This is a genomic window from Pseudomonas rubra, assembly GCF_028656935.1.
Lineage (GTDB): Bacteria > Pseudomonadota > Gammaproteobacteria > Pseudomonadales > Pseudomonadaceae > Aquipseudomonas > Aquipseudomonas rubra.
Map to the genome: position 1 here is coordinate 60,887 of NZ_JAMDGZ010000006.1, position 14,791 is coordinate 75,677.

9 protein-coding genes are annotated in these 14,791 nt (G+C 65.2%); all 9 read left to right on the forward strand.

Going from position 1 to position 14,791, the window contains the following annotated elements; translation table 11 throughout:
* Positions 1-171: 171 nt before the first annotated feature.
* The 9 genes from mnxG to M5G17_RS03115 all read left to right on the forward strand — a co-directional run bounded on the left by mnxG (position 172) and on the right by M5G17_RS03115 (position 14,790).
* Positions 172-6,030 carry a manganese-oxidizing multicopper oxidase MnxG gene (gene mnxG, locus M5G17_RS03075; protein WP_273891542.1) on the forward strand — a complete coding sequence of 1,953 codons (5,859 nt, stop codon included), beginning with the start codon at positions 172-174 and terminating at the stop codon, positions 6,028-6,030.
* 17 nt (positions 6,031-6,047) lie between these two features.
* On the forward strand, positions 6,048-8,027 hold the full coding sequence (locus M5G17_RS03080; RefSeq protein WP_273891543.1) for a YncE family protein: 1,980 nt from the start codon (positions 6,048-6,050) through the stop codon (positions 8,025-8,027).
* On the forward strand, positions 8,024-8,671 hold the full coding sequence (locus M5G17_RS03085; protein ID WP_273891544.1) for an SCO family protein: 648 nt from the start codon (positions 8,024-8,026) through the stop codon (positions 8,669-8,671). Before M5G17_RS03080 ends, M5G17_RS03085 begins: the two co-directional genes overlap by 4 nt.
* Positions 8,668-9,309 (forward strand): SCO family protein, encoded by a 642-nt coding sequence (locus M5G17_RS03090; RefSeq protein WP_420793350.1) that lies wholly within the window; start codon positions 8,668-8,670, stop codon positions 9,307-9,309. The genes M5G17_RS03085 and M5G17_RS03090 overlap by 4 nt, the downstream gene beginning before the upstream one ends.
* 5 nt (positions 9,310-9,314) lie before the next feature.
* On the forward strand, positions 9,315-10,850 hold the full coding sequence (locus tag M5G17_RS03095; protein ID WP_273891545.1) for a cytochrome c/ABC transporter substrate-binding protein: 1,536 nt from the start codon (positions 9,315-9,317) through the stop codon (positions 10,848-10,850).
* Positions 10,847-11,494 (forward strand): SurA N-terminal domain-containing protein, encoded by a 648-nt coding sequence (locus tag M5G17_RS03100; protein ID WP_273891546.1) that lies wholly within the window; start codon positions 10,847-10,849, stop codon positions 11,492-11,494. The genes M5G17_RS03095 and M5G17_RS03100 overlap by 4 nt, the downstream gene beginning before the upstream one ends.
* 227 nt (positions 11,495-11,721) lie before the next feature.
* A complete protein-coding gene (locus M5G17_RS03105) occupies positions 11,722-12,258 on the forward strand; it encodes a response regulator (protein WP_273891547.1) in 537 nt (178 codons plus the stop codon).
* A gap of 53 nt (positions 12,259-12,311) precedes the next feature.
* Entirely contained in the window at positions 12,312-14,012 is a 1,701-nt protein-coding gene (locus M5G17_RS03110; protein ID WP_273891549.1) for a GspE/PulE family protein, read from the forward strand.
* Positions 13,993-14,790 carry a hypothetical protein gene (locus tag M5G17_RS03115; protein ID WP_273891550.1) on the forward strand — a complete coding sequence of 266 codons (798 nt, stop codon included), beginning with the start codon at positions 13,993-13,995 and terminating at the stop codon, positions 14,788-14,790. Before M5G17_RS03110 ends, M5G17_RS03115 begins: the two co-directional genes overlap by 20 nt.
* Position 14,791 lies beyond the last annotated feature (1 nt).

The window sequence follows — 14,791 nt, forward strand, 5'->3', positions numbered from 1 at the left end:
GAGCGCGGGTCGAGGCTGCAAGCTTAATCCCCGATTAGTGGGGAATACCGGGGAATCAGCCCCAATCAAGATTCACTAGGCTTTGTAAGCATTTAAAAAATAACGATAAAAAATCTGGCATGGGCCTTGCTCAAGCCCTTCCAGAGTCCCCTTGCACCACAGAGGCACGCCATGATGACTCCAATCAAAGGCTCAGTCCTGACTTCACTGTTGATCGCCGCCGCCACCTTCGGTTGGCAAGCGGTCAGCGAAGCCGCCGTGCGCTGTGAGCGCAACCTGGTGGCCAATGTGGTGGCGCTGGACCAGCCACTGATGTTCAACCGCCTCGGCGCGCAGAATGCCAATGGCATGATGTTCGCCCTGCGCCGCGACGTGGTCGATGAGCACCAGGTGTCGCTGGCCACGGGCGGCGCAGCAGTGCCGGGCAAGGTCAGCCTGCGCCCGGACAAACGCCCGCGGCCGATTGTACTGCGGGTGGCGGCGGGCGACTGCCTGACCATCAACCTGCAGAACCTGCTGGCCTACCAGGCCAACCCGAACAAGCACGGCATCGACCACGAAGAAGAAAACGAGGTCGAAGGTGAGGAAAACGAAGGCGGCGAGGGTAACCCGCAAGGTGAAGAGAGTTTTATCGCCGATGAGCAGGTCACCGACCGCCATGTCGGCTTTCAGGTCAACGGCATGCAGGCGGTCAACAGCATCGCCGACATCGCCGCCAACACCGGGCGCAATGGCAACTTCCTGATCGCCCCCGGCGCCAGCCGCTCCTACACCTTGTACGCCGAGCGCGAAGGGGCTTTCGCCGCCACCAGCCAGGGCGCAACCTTTGGCGGTGAAGGTGCGGCCGGCAACGTCGCCAACGGCCTGTTCGGTCAGGTGGTGGTGGTCCCCAAAGGTGGGCGGACCTTCCGTAATACCCTGACCGAAGAAGAGATGCGCCTGAGCAGCAGCGGCCGCACTCCCACCGGCCAGCCAATCGTCGATTACCAGGCGCGCTATCCGCAGCAAGAGCCGTGGATCCGCGAAGGCAAGGCCGGCGCGCCGATCATTGCCATGACCGACGGCAACGAGATCATTTCCAGCGAATCCGATGCCATTGTCATGGGTTCCAACGCCGATGGCAGCTTCCCGGCCTCTACCTACCCGCTGGAAAGCATCGGCAAACGCAACCCGGCGATACCCAACCGCCTGGAGCCGTTTCGCGATTTTGCCGCGCAGTTCACTGATGAAGCCGCGTCCACCCAGGCCTTCCCCGGTTACTGGGCAGACCCGGTGATGGGCCATGTACTGGAGCCGACCCGCGATTCATTCATGATCAACTATGGCTCCGGCGGCATGGGCGCCGAGGTTGTGGCCAACCGCCTGGGTGTGGGGCCCATGCATGACTGCCTGTCGTGCGCCTATGAAGAGTTCTTCTTGAGTTCGCACACTGTTGGTGATGTGGCGATGCTGGTGGATGTGCCGGCCAACGTCGGCCTTGAGAACATCCGCCCGGGCCAGACCCCGAGCGCCGAACAGGTCGGGGTCAAGGCCAGCATGGCCCTGTACCCGGCCGAACCGGCCAACGTCAACCACAGCTATATCGGTGACATGGTCAAGTTCCGCAACACCCACAACGGCCACGAGCAGCACATCTTCCACCTGCACGGTCACCAATGGCTGTTCAACCCCAATGACGACAACTCCGACTATGTCGACGCCCAGGGCATCGGCCCGGGTGTGGGCTACACCTACGAAATCGCCAACGGCGGCTCGGGCAACCGCAACCGCGTGGCGGGCGATGCGATCTATCACTGCCACTTCTACCCGCATTTTGCCCAGGGCATGTGGAGCATGTGGCGGGTCCACGATGTGTTCGAGGAAGGCACCCGTCTTGAGGTTTCCGGGCAGAACCAGAACGGCTATCACAGCCAGCCGTTTGCCCTGCGCAGCGGCAAACCGGCCGCTGGCGCCCGCGCCTTGCCGGACGGCGAAATTGTCGCCGGCACACCCATCCCCGCAATCGTGCCGCTGCCCGGCAAGGCCATGGCGCCGATGCCAGGCAAGGTCGCAGTGATTCCGAAACTTGCGCAAACCCTGGTTGCAGAAAACGATGACGACGAGGACGAAGAGGGCGATGACGACGCAGGTCACGACGCCGCGCCGCGTGCGGTCGGCTCCCTGGCCCTGGTCGATCGCAGCGAAGCCAACCGCAACGCTGACGGTAGCCTGAAGAACCCGGGCTTCCCGTTCTGGATCGGCGGCATGGAAAACACTGTCGGCCAACCCCCGCCAACCCCGCCACTGGACATGCTTGACCCTGCCAAGGCGCAACAGCTGAAAAATTCCGGCAACGCCCTGTGGGCCAACCTCGACCCGGCCCAGGTCGGTGGCTGGGACGGCGGCTTGCCGCGCCACGCCCTGGATGGTCTGTCTGCCGGTGGCGAAGCGCTGGTGACCACCACCGCGCTGGATTTCACCAAGGCGATCACCAAGGCTAAGGCAGTGTTCCTGCCCGAGGAGGGCACTGACGTCGAACAGGCAGCCATGAGCTTCCATGCCAAGCTGGAACACCCAAGCTACGCCGTGCTGCCGGGCAAACAGACGGTGGCGCGCAACTTCCGCACCAACGGCGCCGCACCCACCGCCGGTGCGCCGTACTACGAGCCGTGCATGGACGATCGCGCCAAGCGCCTGACCCAGTTCTCCGGCGCTGGCGAGTTCAACAGCGGCGAGCGCCTGGACGGCATGAGCTTTACCGGCAGCTCGACCTTCACCGCCGACCGCCCGCGCATCTACAAAGGCGCCAATATCCAGTTCGACGCGGTGTACAACAAGGTCGGCTACCACTTCCCGCAAGCGCGGATCATCAGCCTCTGGGAAGACGCCTGGGCGGTGATCAACAAGCAGCGCCCACCGGAGCCGCTGGTGATGCGCATGAACACCTTCGACTGCGTGATGTACCAGCACACCAACCTGATCCCTTCGTACTACGAGATGGATGACTACCAGGTGCGTACGCCGACCGATGTCATCGGCCAGCATATCCACCTGCCCAAATGGGACCTGACTGCCGCCGACGGCTCGGCCAACGGCTGGAACTACGAAGACGGCATTCTTTCCCCCGGCACTGTGGTCGAGCGTATCCATGCGATTCGCGAGTTCAATGAATGCCGCGCTGGCGACCCCCGCGAAGGCACGGCCGAGTGCCCGGTGGCCAAGGCGCACCCGTTCTTCGGCCGCTATGGGCGGGCCGACTGGATGGGCGCACGCACGGCCATGCAACGCTGGTTCGTCGACCCGGTGGTCAACGTGCACAACGTCGACCGTGGCCTGGGCACCATCTTTACCCACGACCACCTCGGCCCATCGACCCACCAGCAACTGGGCCTGTATGCCACCGTACTGGCAGAGCCGGCCGGCTCCACCTGGTACCACGCCGAAACCGGCGAGCTGCTGTACAACAGCGCCTTGCGTGAAGACGGCGGGCCGACCTCGTGGCAGGCAGTGGTGAAAACCGGCGACCTCGACGGTGACGGGCGCAACGACAGCTACCGCGAGTTCTTCCTTGAGTACAGCGACTTCCAGCACGCCTATGAAGCCGGGGTGTATGTCGGTGCAGGTCCGGACGGCATTCCCAATGCCCAGGCCTACCCGGCCAGCGCCGACAGCTTCCGTTACGCCATCAACCCGCCTGTACGGCAGAAGGCCTCGAACCTGCTGGAATCGGTGGTCGAGTCGCGCGGTGGCCTCAACCCAGGCTGCCCGAGCCGGCCGTGCCCGCAGGCAATCTCGGTGGATGACCCGGGCATGTTCGTCGTCAACTACCGCAACGAGCCCCTGGCCCTGCGCGTCTATGACCCCAACAAGGTGGCGCCGGATGGCAAACGCGGCATGCAGGCCGACGGCCTGGGCGGTGATCTGGCCTATGCCATGCAAACCCGCACCGACCGCGCCATCCCGGCCATGAACCTGTCGCCGGCGGCCATCACCTCGGCGGTCGGCCCCACCGGTGGCACCACGCTGTTCCCGCCGCACATCAACGTCGCCGGGGCAGAGCCGGGTGACCCGTTCACGCCAATGCTGCGCACCTACTCCGGTGACAACGTGCGCCTGCGCATGCATGCCGGTGGCCATGAAGAGGAACACAACGTGACCCTGCACGGCGTCAAGTGGCTGCAAAATGGCTCAGGCTTCGGCAACAGCTCCAACTCCGGGTGGAAGTCCTCGCAGATGGTGGGCATCTCCGAACAGCTGGGGTTCATGGCGCCGGTGTCGATGATCTCCAGTGCGTCCTCGCCCAACGGTGACTACCTGTATTCGTTGGACGCCGCTCATGAAGGCTACTGGAACGGCATCTGGGGGGTCATGCGCAACTACACCACCAGCCGCAACGACCTGTTCGCGCTGCCCAACAACAGCTTGCCGATGGCCGCACGCAATACCGTGGCCTTTGATGGCATCTGCCCACGCTTTACCGCCAACAACAACGGCATTGGCACCCGGCCAACCACCCAGCGCAGCTATGAAATCGTCGCGGCGCTGGCCAACGATATCCTCGGCAACACCCTGGGGGTGAGCATCAGCGACCCGGCCGGTGCCGGCCAGCACGTTGGTGGCCCGCTCAAGGCCAACGGCGGTACCCTGGTCTACAACAGCCGGCGCACCAGCATCCCGCAGGTGACGGTGACTGACCCCGAAGATGGCGAAACCTTCACCATTGGCGGCCACAGCGGGCCGCTGCACGACCCGACCGCGATCCTCTACGTGCGCAAGGCCGACCTCGACCCCGGCACCGGCAAGCTCAAGCCCGGTGTGCCGATCGAGCCGCTGGTACTGCGCGCCGCTGCTGGCGAGTGCCTGAAAGTCACCCTGGAGAACCGCCTGCCACTGGTGATGCCGGACCTGCCCAGCACGGCGGTGATGCAGAACGTGGTCAAGCGCGACCGCCAGGGTAGCGAAGGCTCCACCGCCTTCAACAACAACCTGATGCGGCCTTCCAGCCACGTCGGCCTGCATGCGCAACTGCTGGCCTATGACATCACCAAGTCGGACGGTGTCAACGTCGGCCAGAACCCGGTGCAGACCGTGCCGCCGCGTGCGGGCAACAGCGGCGCCTACCCGAGCAAGGTCTACCAGTATTACGCCGGGCACCTGGAGCGTGAAGGCAAGCCGGTCCTGCAAATGGGCCGGGCGGTGGACAACATCAACACCACCGCCATCGAGTTCGGTGGCCTGAACATCACCCCGGCCGATGTCATCAAGCAGGGGCAGAAGGGCTTGATCGGCGCCATGAGCATCCTGCCGCTGGGCGCCACCTGGACCGAAGACGGCGCCAGCCGCGCCTCGGCCACGGTGCAGGTGCCGGGGCAAACCACCTACCGTGACTTCGCCACCCTCTGGCAGCGTTCGCTGAACATGCGTTGGGCCGATGGCCGGCCGGTGGAAGGCATCGCCACCGAAGGCAACGGCGTGCCGGGTGATCCGAAGGACAACTCGAACATGGCCATCAACTACAAGACCGAGCCGCTATGGTTCCGCTTCGGCCTGGCTCCGGATGCGCCGTTCGGCCATGCCGATGGCAACGGTTGGGCAGATGTACCCAATGCCCACATGGCCTACAGCAACGCCCTGGTTGGCGGTGATCCGCAAACCCCGGTGCTCTGGGCCAAGCCAGGCCAGCCGCTGCGCAACCATGTGCTGATGCCTACTGGCGGCAGCCGCGGCATCACCTACCAGCTCGACGGGCACCTGTGGCCGCTGCATGCCTACCAGGCCGAGAAGTCCGATACCGGCGGCTATCCAATGAACCTGCCGGGTATCGGTTCGGTACGCTTTGGCTACAACCCGCAGGCCATGTACATCGGCGCCCAGGAGAGCGTGCTGCCGGCGGCGCACTTCAGTTTCATGCTGCCCAGCGCCGGCGGCAGCAATGCGGTGCCGGGTGACTACCTGTTCCGCGACTACGCCGCCTACGGCAACGTCTCCGGTTTGTGGGGGATCCTGCGGGTGACCAACGAAACACCACCGGCCACGCCGCCGGCGCAGTAAACGAGGGGGGAGAGGTCATGAACAAGAAGAATCGACCGCTGTACCTGGGCCTGCTGGCGGGCCTGACCCTGATCGGCCTGGGGGTGAGTTACGAAAGCCTGTGGTGCGACCCGCGCAGCGAGCTGGCCGACAGCGACCCGCAGGCCTTGCACACCCTCAGCCGCGACGGCGTCACCGTCGAGTTCGAGGCACGGCCGCTGGGCTCGGGCGGGGTATTGACTGAAGGCAGCTTTGCCAGTGTGCGCTTCAAGATCACCGACCAGAACAGCGGCCAGCCGTTGTCCGGGGTGTCTCCTGGCGCCTGGCTCGACCCGGCGCTGACCGGCGAGGCGGCCAAAGACCGCAACACCAGCTGCAAGGCGCGGGTGGCGTTGTTTCTCAAGAGCAGTATTGGTGCCAGGCCGCTATTGGACCTCAACAGCTATTTTCTGTTGGTGCTTAACAAGGACGCCAGCCTCACCGTGATCGACCCGTCGGTGTCGGTGGGCGGCGTCACCAGCACCCTGGCCCGCATCGAACTGCCGGGCACGCCGATGGACTGGGTGGCGAGCAAGGACGACAAGCAGGTCTACGTGTCGATACCGGAGCGCGGCGAAGTGGCGCTGATCGACACCGAAACCTTCCAGCGCGTCGCCAACCTGCCTGCCGGCAACCAGCCGCTGCGCCTGGCGATGCAGCCCGACCAGCGCCTGCTATGGGTTGGCAACAACGCCAGCGACCCGGCGCTGAGCGGGGTGACGGTGATCGACGTGCCCAGCCGCAAGACCCTGAAGTTCTTCGCCACCGGCGCCGGCCACCATGAGATCGCCTTCAGCGCCGATTCGCGCTACGCCTTTGTCAGCAACCGCGACAGCGGCACTCTGAGCGTGATCGATGCCAGCGAGATGCGCCTGGTGAAAACCCTCAAGGTCGGCTCGCACCCCTTGTCGGTGGCCTACTCGCCGTTGTCCCAGGCGGTGTACGTGGCTGACGGGCGTGACGGCAGCATCAGCGTCATCGATGCCCGCAGCCACAGCCAGCGCCACCTGATCGAAGGCAAGCAGGGCCTGGGGCCGATGCGCTTCAGCAATGACGGGCGCTTCGGCATCGTCCTCAACACCCTGGAGAACCAGGCAATGGTCATCGACGCCAGCAATGACCGGCTGATTCACAGCCTGCCGGTGGCCGCCGAGCCCTACCAGCTGACCTTCACCCAGGCTTACGCCTACATCCGCGGGCTGGCATCGCCCAAGGTCAGCATGATCAACCTGAGCAGCCTTGGCGAAGGCCGCAAGCCCATCGTCCAGGGCTTCGAGGCCGGGCCTGCGGCGCCGCGCCAGGCCGGCGACCTGCCGCTGGCCCAGGGCCTGACCGTGGCCCGTGACGAGAACTCGGTGTTTGTGGTCAACCCGGTGGACAACACTACCTACTTCTACGCCGAAGGCATGAACGCGCCGATGTCCGGCTACGCCAACCGCGGCCACAGTGCCCGTGCCGCGCTGGTGATCGACCGCAGCCTGCGCGAGGTGGCGCCGGGGGTTTACAGCTCGACCATCAAGCTGCCGGCTGCGGGCACCTTCGATGTCGCCTTCCTGCTCAACCAGCCGCAGATCATCCATTGCTTCAGCACCGAGGTGACGGCGTCCAGCAGCGCGCCCCACCGGCAGACACCGCAGATCGAGTTCCTTATCGAACGCTCGGCACTGGTCCAGGGCCAGCTCTATGTCGCGCGCTTTCGCATCAGCGAGGGCAACGGCACACCGCGCACCGGGATCAAGGACCTGAGCCTGCGCTACTTTCTTGCGCCCACCTCGCGGGCCCGCACCAGTGTGGTCAAGGAAGTCGGCGAGGGCATCTACGAGGCGCCGCTGGAGCCGCTGGACGCAGGCGCCTGGTACCTGCACGTGCAGGCGCCGTCGCTGGGCAAGCGTTTTGCCGAAAACAACTACACCAGCCTGCGGGTACTGCCTGCGGCCGCCCAACAAGCATCCGACGCCGGTTCAAGGAGTGTGCAATGAAACTGCTCGATCGCTGCAGACTGTTCAGCCTCTGCCTGCTCGCCGCAAGCCTGGGCACCGCCCTGGCCCATAACGGTGTCGACCACAGTGCCCATGGTGCGCCGGCAGCCCATCAGGAAAAGACCTCGGTGCGTTTTGCCGATGTCTCGCTGCTTGATCAGAACGGCATGCCGGTACGCCTGGAGAAGGACCTAGTGGGCGACCACCTAGTGGTCATGGGCTTTATCTACACCAGCTGCACCACGGTGTGCCCGGTGGTGTCGTCGATCATGGCCAAGGTGCAAAAGCATCTGGGTGGCCGGGTGGGCAGCGAGGTGCAGATGGTGTCGATCAGCGTCGACCCCCAGCGCGATGACCCCAAGCGCCTGCTGGGCTACGCCCAGACGTTCCAGAACGGCCCCGGCTGGAGCTGGTTGACCGGCACCCCGTACGCGATCAACGAAACCCTCAAGGGCCTGGGCAGCTTCAGTGCCGACCTTGGCCAGCATCCGCCGCTGATCCTGGTCGGTGATGGCCACAGCGGCCATTGGACGCGCTTCTATGGCTTTACCGACCCGCAAGCGCTGATCAGCGAAATCGACCGCCTCAGCGCCCGCCGGGTCCACGCCAAGCACACCGCCATTGCCCAGGAGGTGCAACCATGAGTGCCGTTCGCCGTGGCATGCGCTGCACCGACTGGCTGGTGCTGGCCCTGTGTTTGTGGATCCTCAGTTCAGTGGCCCTGGCCCATGAAGGGCACGCGCAGCCGGCAGCAGACACGCCGGTGGCGAGCGAGGGTGGCACCCGCGATGCCCGCACCTACTTCACCGATACCGTGCTGCAGGACCAGAACGGCCGCAGCCTGCGTTTCTACGATGATGTACTCAAGGACCGGGTGGTGCTGCTCAATGTGATCTTCACCCACTGCAACGACGCCTGCCCGCTGATCACCCGCAAGCTGCGCGAAGTGCGTGAGGCCATGGGGGCGGAGGCCGCCAGCAAGGTCACCTTCATCTCCCTGAGCAGCGACCCGCAGAACGACACGCCGCAGGTGCTCAAGGCCTTCGCCGAAAAACAGGGGGTAGACAGCGCCAACTGGCTGTTCCTGACGGGCGACAAGGCGCAGATGGATCTGGTGCTGGCACGCCTGGGTCACCTGATTCCCAGCCCCGAACAACACTCGACGCAATTGATTGCCGGTGACGTGGCCAACAAGCGCTGGAGCAAGATCCGCCCGGATGCCCCGGCGCAAGCCATTGCCCAGCGCCTGCAACTGCTGTCGCAACCCTTGGCGGGGCGTTGAAGATCATGCCCGCGCGCCTGCGCATCGGCCTGCTGTTGAGCGTGCTGGTGACCAGCACCCTGGCCAGCGCCCTCGACCTCAGCCCTCAGGAACAGGCCGGCAAGCGCCTGTACCGCGAAGGCCTGTCGAGCAGCGATGCCCAGGTGTCGGCGCGGGTCGGCGCTGCCGACATGCTGGTGCCGGCCAGTGTCGTGCCCTGCGCCAGTTGTCACGGTAACGATGGCCTGGGCCGGGCCGAAGGCGGGGTGCGCCCGCCGTCGCTGAACTGGCAACGCCTGGCCGGCGGGCAGGGCGCGCGACAGGTCAATGGCCGCCGCTACCCGGCCTATTCCGAGGGGCTTGTGGCCCGCGCGATTCAGGAGGGGCGCGACCCAGCCGGCAACCGCCTGGATCCTGCGATGCCGCGTTTTGTCCTGAGCATGGCCGACCAACGCAACCTGACGGCTTACCTCAAGCGCCTGGCCGATGACCGCGACCCGGGCCTGGAAGAACAGACCCTGCGCCTGGGGACCTTGCTGCCGACCCGCGGCGCGCTGGCCGAACCTGCGCGGGTGGTGGCGGCGGTGCTGAACGATCGCCTGGCGCAGATCAACCGCCAGGGTGGCATTCATGGCCGCACCTTGCAGTTGGTCAACCTTGATCCGGGCCCTGATCAGGCCAGTGCCGAGCAGGCGCTGGGCCAGTTGATCGATCAGGAGCGGGTGTTTGCCCTGGTCGCGCCGATGGCACCGGCCCTGGATGCCAGCCTGATAGCCCGCCTGGAGCAGGCGCGCTTGCCTTTGATCGGAGCGGCCCCCCAGTTAGCCAGCAGCCGCCAGGTGTTCGACCCGCTGCCTGGTTTGCGCGAGCAACTGCTCAGCCTGGCCGACTACGCCCAGGGCAGCCTGTCGTTGCAGCAGGCCCAGGTCAGCATCGTTTATGCCGACGCAAGTTTTGCCGCCCTGGCGGCCACCCTGCGTCAGGCGCTGCTTGAGCGTGGCTGGAGCAACGTCAGCGTCGCGCCGTTTGAGCAGCAGGCTGCGCCGGGGCAGGCGCTTTTCTACCTCGGCAAGGCCGCAGGCTTCAGCCGGCTGACCGAGGCTCTGCAACAGGCTGGGCGCACGCCCTACCTGTTTGCGGCGTCGAGCCAGGTCGCCAGCGAGCTGCTGTTGGTGCCGCAAGACTGGTCGCGGCGGGTATTTCTTGCCTATCCGTTCATTCCCAGTGACTGGACCCCGCAAGGGCGTGATGCGCTCACCGCGATGCGCCAGCGCCAGGGCCTGGATGGCCGTCAGGGCTTGTTGCAGGTCAGTACCTGGTGCGCCATGCAACTGCTCGAAGAAGCGCTCAAGCGCGCCGGACGTGATGCCAGCCGCGAGAAACTGACCCTGGCCCTGGAAGGCCTGCATGACGTGCAGACCGGCCTGACCCCGGCCCTGGGCTATGGCCCCGGGCGGCGCCAGGGTTTGAACGGCGCGCATGTGGTCACCGTTGAAATGCCCGGCCCGGTGTTCTACCCGGTCGCCGCCTACCAGAGTGTTGTTGAGACGAGGTCGCCATGAACCGCTTGATGCCCTTGCTGCTGTGCCTGTTGAGCCTGTCGCTGCACGCTGCCGACGGGCCACCCGCGGCCCGGGTCAACGGCGTGGAAATCAGCCAGCTGCGCCTGGAGCGTTACTTTACCGAGTACCTGCAGGATCAGGGCAGGGCGCTGACCAGCATCCGCAACCCCAGCGTCTACAAGCGCCTGCGCCAACAGGCGCTGAACGACCTGATCGACCGCGAACTGCTGTGGCAGGAAGCCCAGCGCCAGGGCGTGACGGTCAGCGATGATGAAGTAGCGGCGCGTATCGGCCACCTGCGCCAGGCGTTCGGTTCGGCGCAAACCTTCGAGCGGCGCCTGGCCGAGGCGGGTTTCGACGTCCAAAGCTTTAGCGCCTACACCCGTCAGGAAATGGCCGCGCAACAGGTGTTTCAGGCCGCCAGCCGCGTACCTGAGCCAAGCCAGGCACAAGTGTTGGCCTTCTATGAAGCCAATGGCAAAACCTTTGCCGGCGCGCAGAACCAAAGCCAGGCTGACCCTGTCCAACCCGAGCAAGGACTTGCACTGGCTAAAACCCTTCTTATCGATCAACTGCAGACGCAAGCGCGTCAGGCGTTGTTGCAACGCTTGCGCGATAGCGGTCAACTGCAGCGTATCGACTGAGCGCAACGCCGCCCCCAATGTTGGGGCCACGGCTAGGGGCAAAACGCCATCTACCCCCGGGATTGGGGAAGGGGTGAGCACCCGTTTGCGTCTATGCTTAAAGAATCAACGACATAGCACAGTGATTTGCGCCGTATCACGCCTGGCACGAAGCATGCGTAAGCCTCTACAAGGCCGCACTCGTGCCGGGCCGGGAAACCGGGCCAGCAGCTTTCAGGGAGTGGACCTTGGTGAACACAGTATTGGTAGTCGATGACGAACAGACCCTTGCCGGCAATATCCGGGATTACCTGGCGGCCCAAGGCCTGAACGTCCACGTTGCCCACGACGGAAACAGTGCAATCGGCACCGCCGAACGCACCCGGCCCGAAGTGGTCGTGCTGGATTATCGCTTGCCCGACATGGAGGGGTTTCAGGTACTGGAGACTGTGCGCCAACAAGGTACGAACTGTCATTTCGTGCTGATCACCGCCCACCCGACCGCCGAGGTCCGTGAGCGGGCCAGCCAGCTGGGTGTCAGCCATATCTTGTTCAAGCCTTTTCCGCTAGCGGAACTGGCCCGCGCAGTCCTCGACCTGATGGGCATCACGCGAAGCAACCCGCGCGCAGCCAACACGGACACAGGGTTCGTCGAACGACGCCAAAGCAGGAGTGAGAGTTTCCCCCTGCAGCTGTTCGACGGTAGCTGGGTCCTGGCCGATCGCCGACGTAATGGCGCACGGCCGCCGGGGCCCGACGACGACCAGCTGCTCACCGGGGAATAACGCGCGAGCAGGGCTGAACCAGGCTCTTCGCGCCCCGCGTTGGAGAGCAAGCCATGGAACCGTTGTCGCTCGTTGCCGCCGTTGTTGCCAGCACCCCGGCGCCCCTTGGTCGCGCGCTGCTGGCCCAGGCCAGGGCCAGTGCCGAACTGCTCGGCGAGCGCCTGCTCGATACCCTGCAAACACTCAGCGGCCTTGAGCCTGGCGATTTCGTCCAGAGCCTGGGCGCCACCCTGCATTACCCGGTGCTCGACGCCCAGGCGCTGTTCGCCAGCACGCCGCTGTTCGATCGGGTCAGCCTGGCCCAGTGCCTGAAACGCGAATTCATCCTTCTGCAGCAGGCCGGCCTGACCCTCGGGGTGTTCGCCGACCCTTTCGATGACGCCCGCCTGGCCTGGATCGACGAGTGCCTGCAAGGCGCGCCGCTGTACCTGGTACAGGCCGCCGAACTCAAGGGTTTTCTGGCCCGTCACGAAGAAAGCTTTCACGCCGTGGACTCGCTGGACACCGACGGCGAGGCGGCCAACGAACTCGACAGCCTGCAGAGCCTGTCGCTGGCCAGCATCTGCGAAGACCAGAGCCGGGTGGTCAAGTTGGTCAACTCGACCCTGTACGACGCCCTGAAGATGCACGCCAGCGACATCCACCTGGGCGTGACCGGCAGCGGCCTGGTGATCAAGTACCGCATCGATGGCGTGCTCAACAGCATCAGCAAGGTCAACGGCAGTGAATTCGCCGACCAGGTGATCTCGCGGATCAAGGTCATGGCCGAACTGGACATCGGCGAGAAACGCGTGCCCCAGGATGGCCGTTTCAAGATAGGCATCAGTGCCCGGCAGATCGACTTCCGGGTCTCGATCATGCCAAGTATCTTCGGTGAGGACGCGGTGCTGCGGGTGCTCGACAAACAGGACCTGGCCGACCGCGTCAGCGGCGTGCAACTGCAGGCCCTGGGTTTTGAAGCACACACCCTGCGCAGCCTGCGTCGCCTGGCCAACGAACCCTACGGCATGATCCTGGTCACCGGCCCCACCGGCAGCGGCAAGACCACCACCCTGTACGCCATGATCAGCGAGATCAACCACGGCGTGGACAAGATCATCACCATCGAAGACCCGGTCGAATACCAGTTGCCGGGGGTGTTGCAGATCCCGGTCAACGAAAAGAAAGGCCTGACCTTTGCCCGCGGCCTGCGCTCGATCCTGCGCCACGACCCGGACAAGATCATGGTCGGCGAAATCCGCGACCCGGACACCGCACAGATCGCCGTGCAGTCGGCGCTGACCGGGCACCTGGTGTTCACCACCATCCACGCCAACAACGTCTTTGATGTGATCGGCCGCTTCAGCCAGATGCAGGTCGACCCCTACAGCTTCGTCTCGGCGCTCAACGCGGTGCTGGCCCAGCGCCTGATCCGGCTGGTCTGCCCGCACTGCGCCGCACCCCGTCAGCCGAGCGATGAAGAACTGGCGGGCTCGGGCCTTGAGCCTGGCCAGGTCGACCATTACCAGTTCGTCCACGGCAGCGGCTGCGGCCAGTGCCGGGGCAGCGGTTACCGCGGGCGTACGGCGATTGCCGAACTGCTGCACCTGGACGACGACCTGCGGCAGATGATCGTCGAGCGCAAGCCCCTGGCACACATCAAGACCCTGGCTTGCCAACGCGGCTTGCGCCTGCTGCGCAGTTCGGCGCTGGAGCTGGTGCAGCAAGGCCGGACCACCCTGGAGGAGATCAATCGTGTCACTTTTATCGCCTGATCGCTTTATCGCCGTGCTCGGCGCCCAGGGTGTGGGTCTGTGCCAACGCTTGGGCGCAGGGCAGCAATGGCTGGGCAGCCTGGATTTTATTGCCGAGCGCAGCCAGGCCTGGACGGTTGCCCTGGAATCGCTGCAACACCTGCTGGCCGATCAGCCGTGCAAAGGTGCGCAGTTGCAGGTGCTGCTTTCGGCCCAGTACAGCCGCTTCTGCCTGGTGCCGTGGAGCGCTGCGATCAGCACCCCGGCGGAGCTGCAGCACTACGCCCGGGCCTGTTTCGAGGCGCACTACGGCCAGAGTCTTGAGGGCTGGCGCATCGTCGTCTCGCCCGAAGCCGCCGGTTGCCCGCGCATCGCCAGTGCCGTGCCGCAAGCCTTGCTCGATCAGCTCGATGCCCTGTGCCGCAACCTGGGTGTGCGCCTGCGCTCGGCCCGGCCTTATCTGATGGCGGCCTACAACCACTTTGCCGAGCAATTGGGCCAGGGTGATTTTCTCTTCGTTCTCGCCGAGCCGCAACGCAGTGTCTGCCTGCTGGCGCAGAACGGCGCCTGGCAACAGGTCAGTGCCCAGGGCAGTGGCGACAGTGACCAGGCCCTGCAGGCGCTGATCGCCCGCCAGGCCGGCCTGCGCCAGGGCGAGGGGCAGTTGCCGGTGTACCTGCATGCGCCGGGCCGCCTGGAGCAACCGCCGGCGCTGCTCGGTGTGCAGCTGTGCGAGCTGGCGCCAACCTCAATGGCTGTACGCGACGTGCTGTGCAGCATGTCCCGGGCGGTGGCCTGAC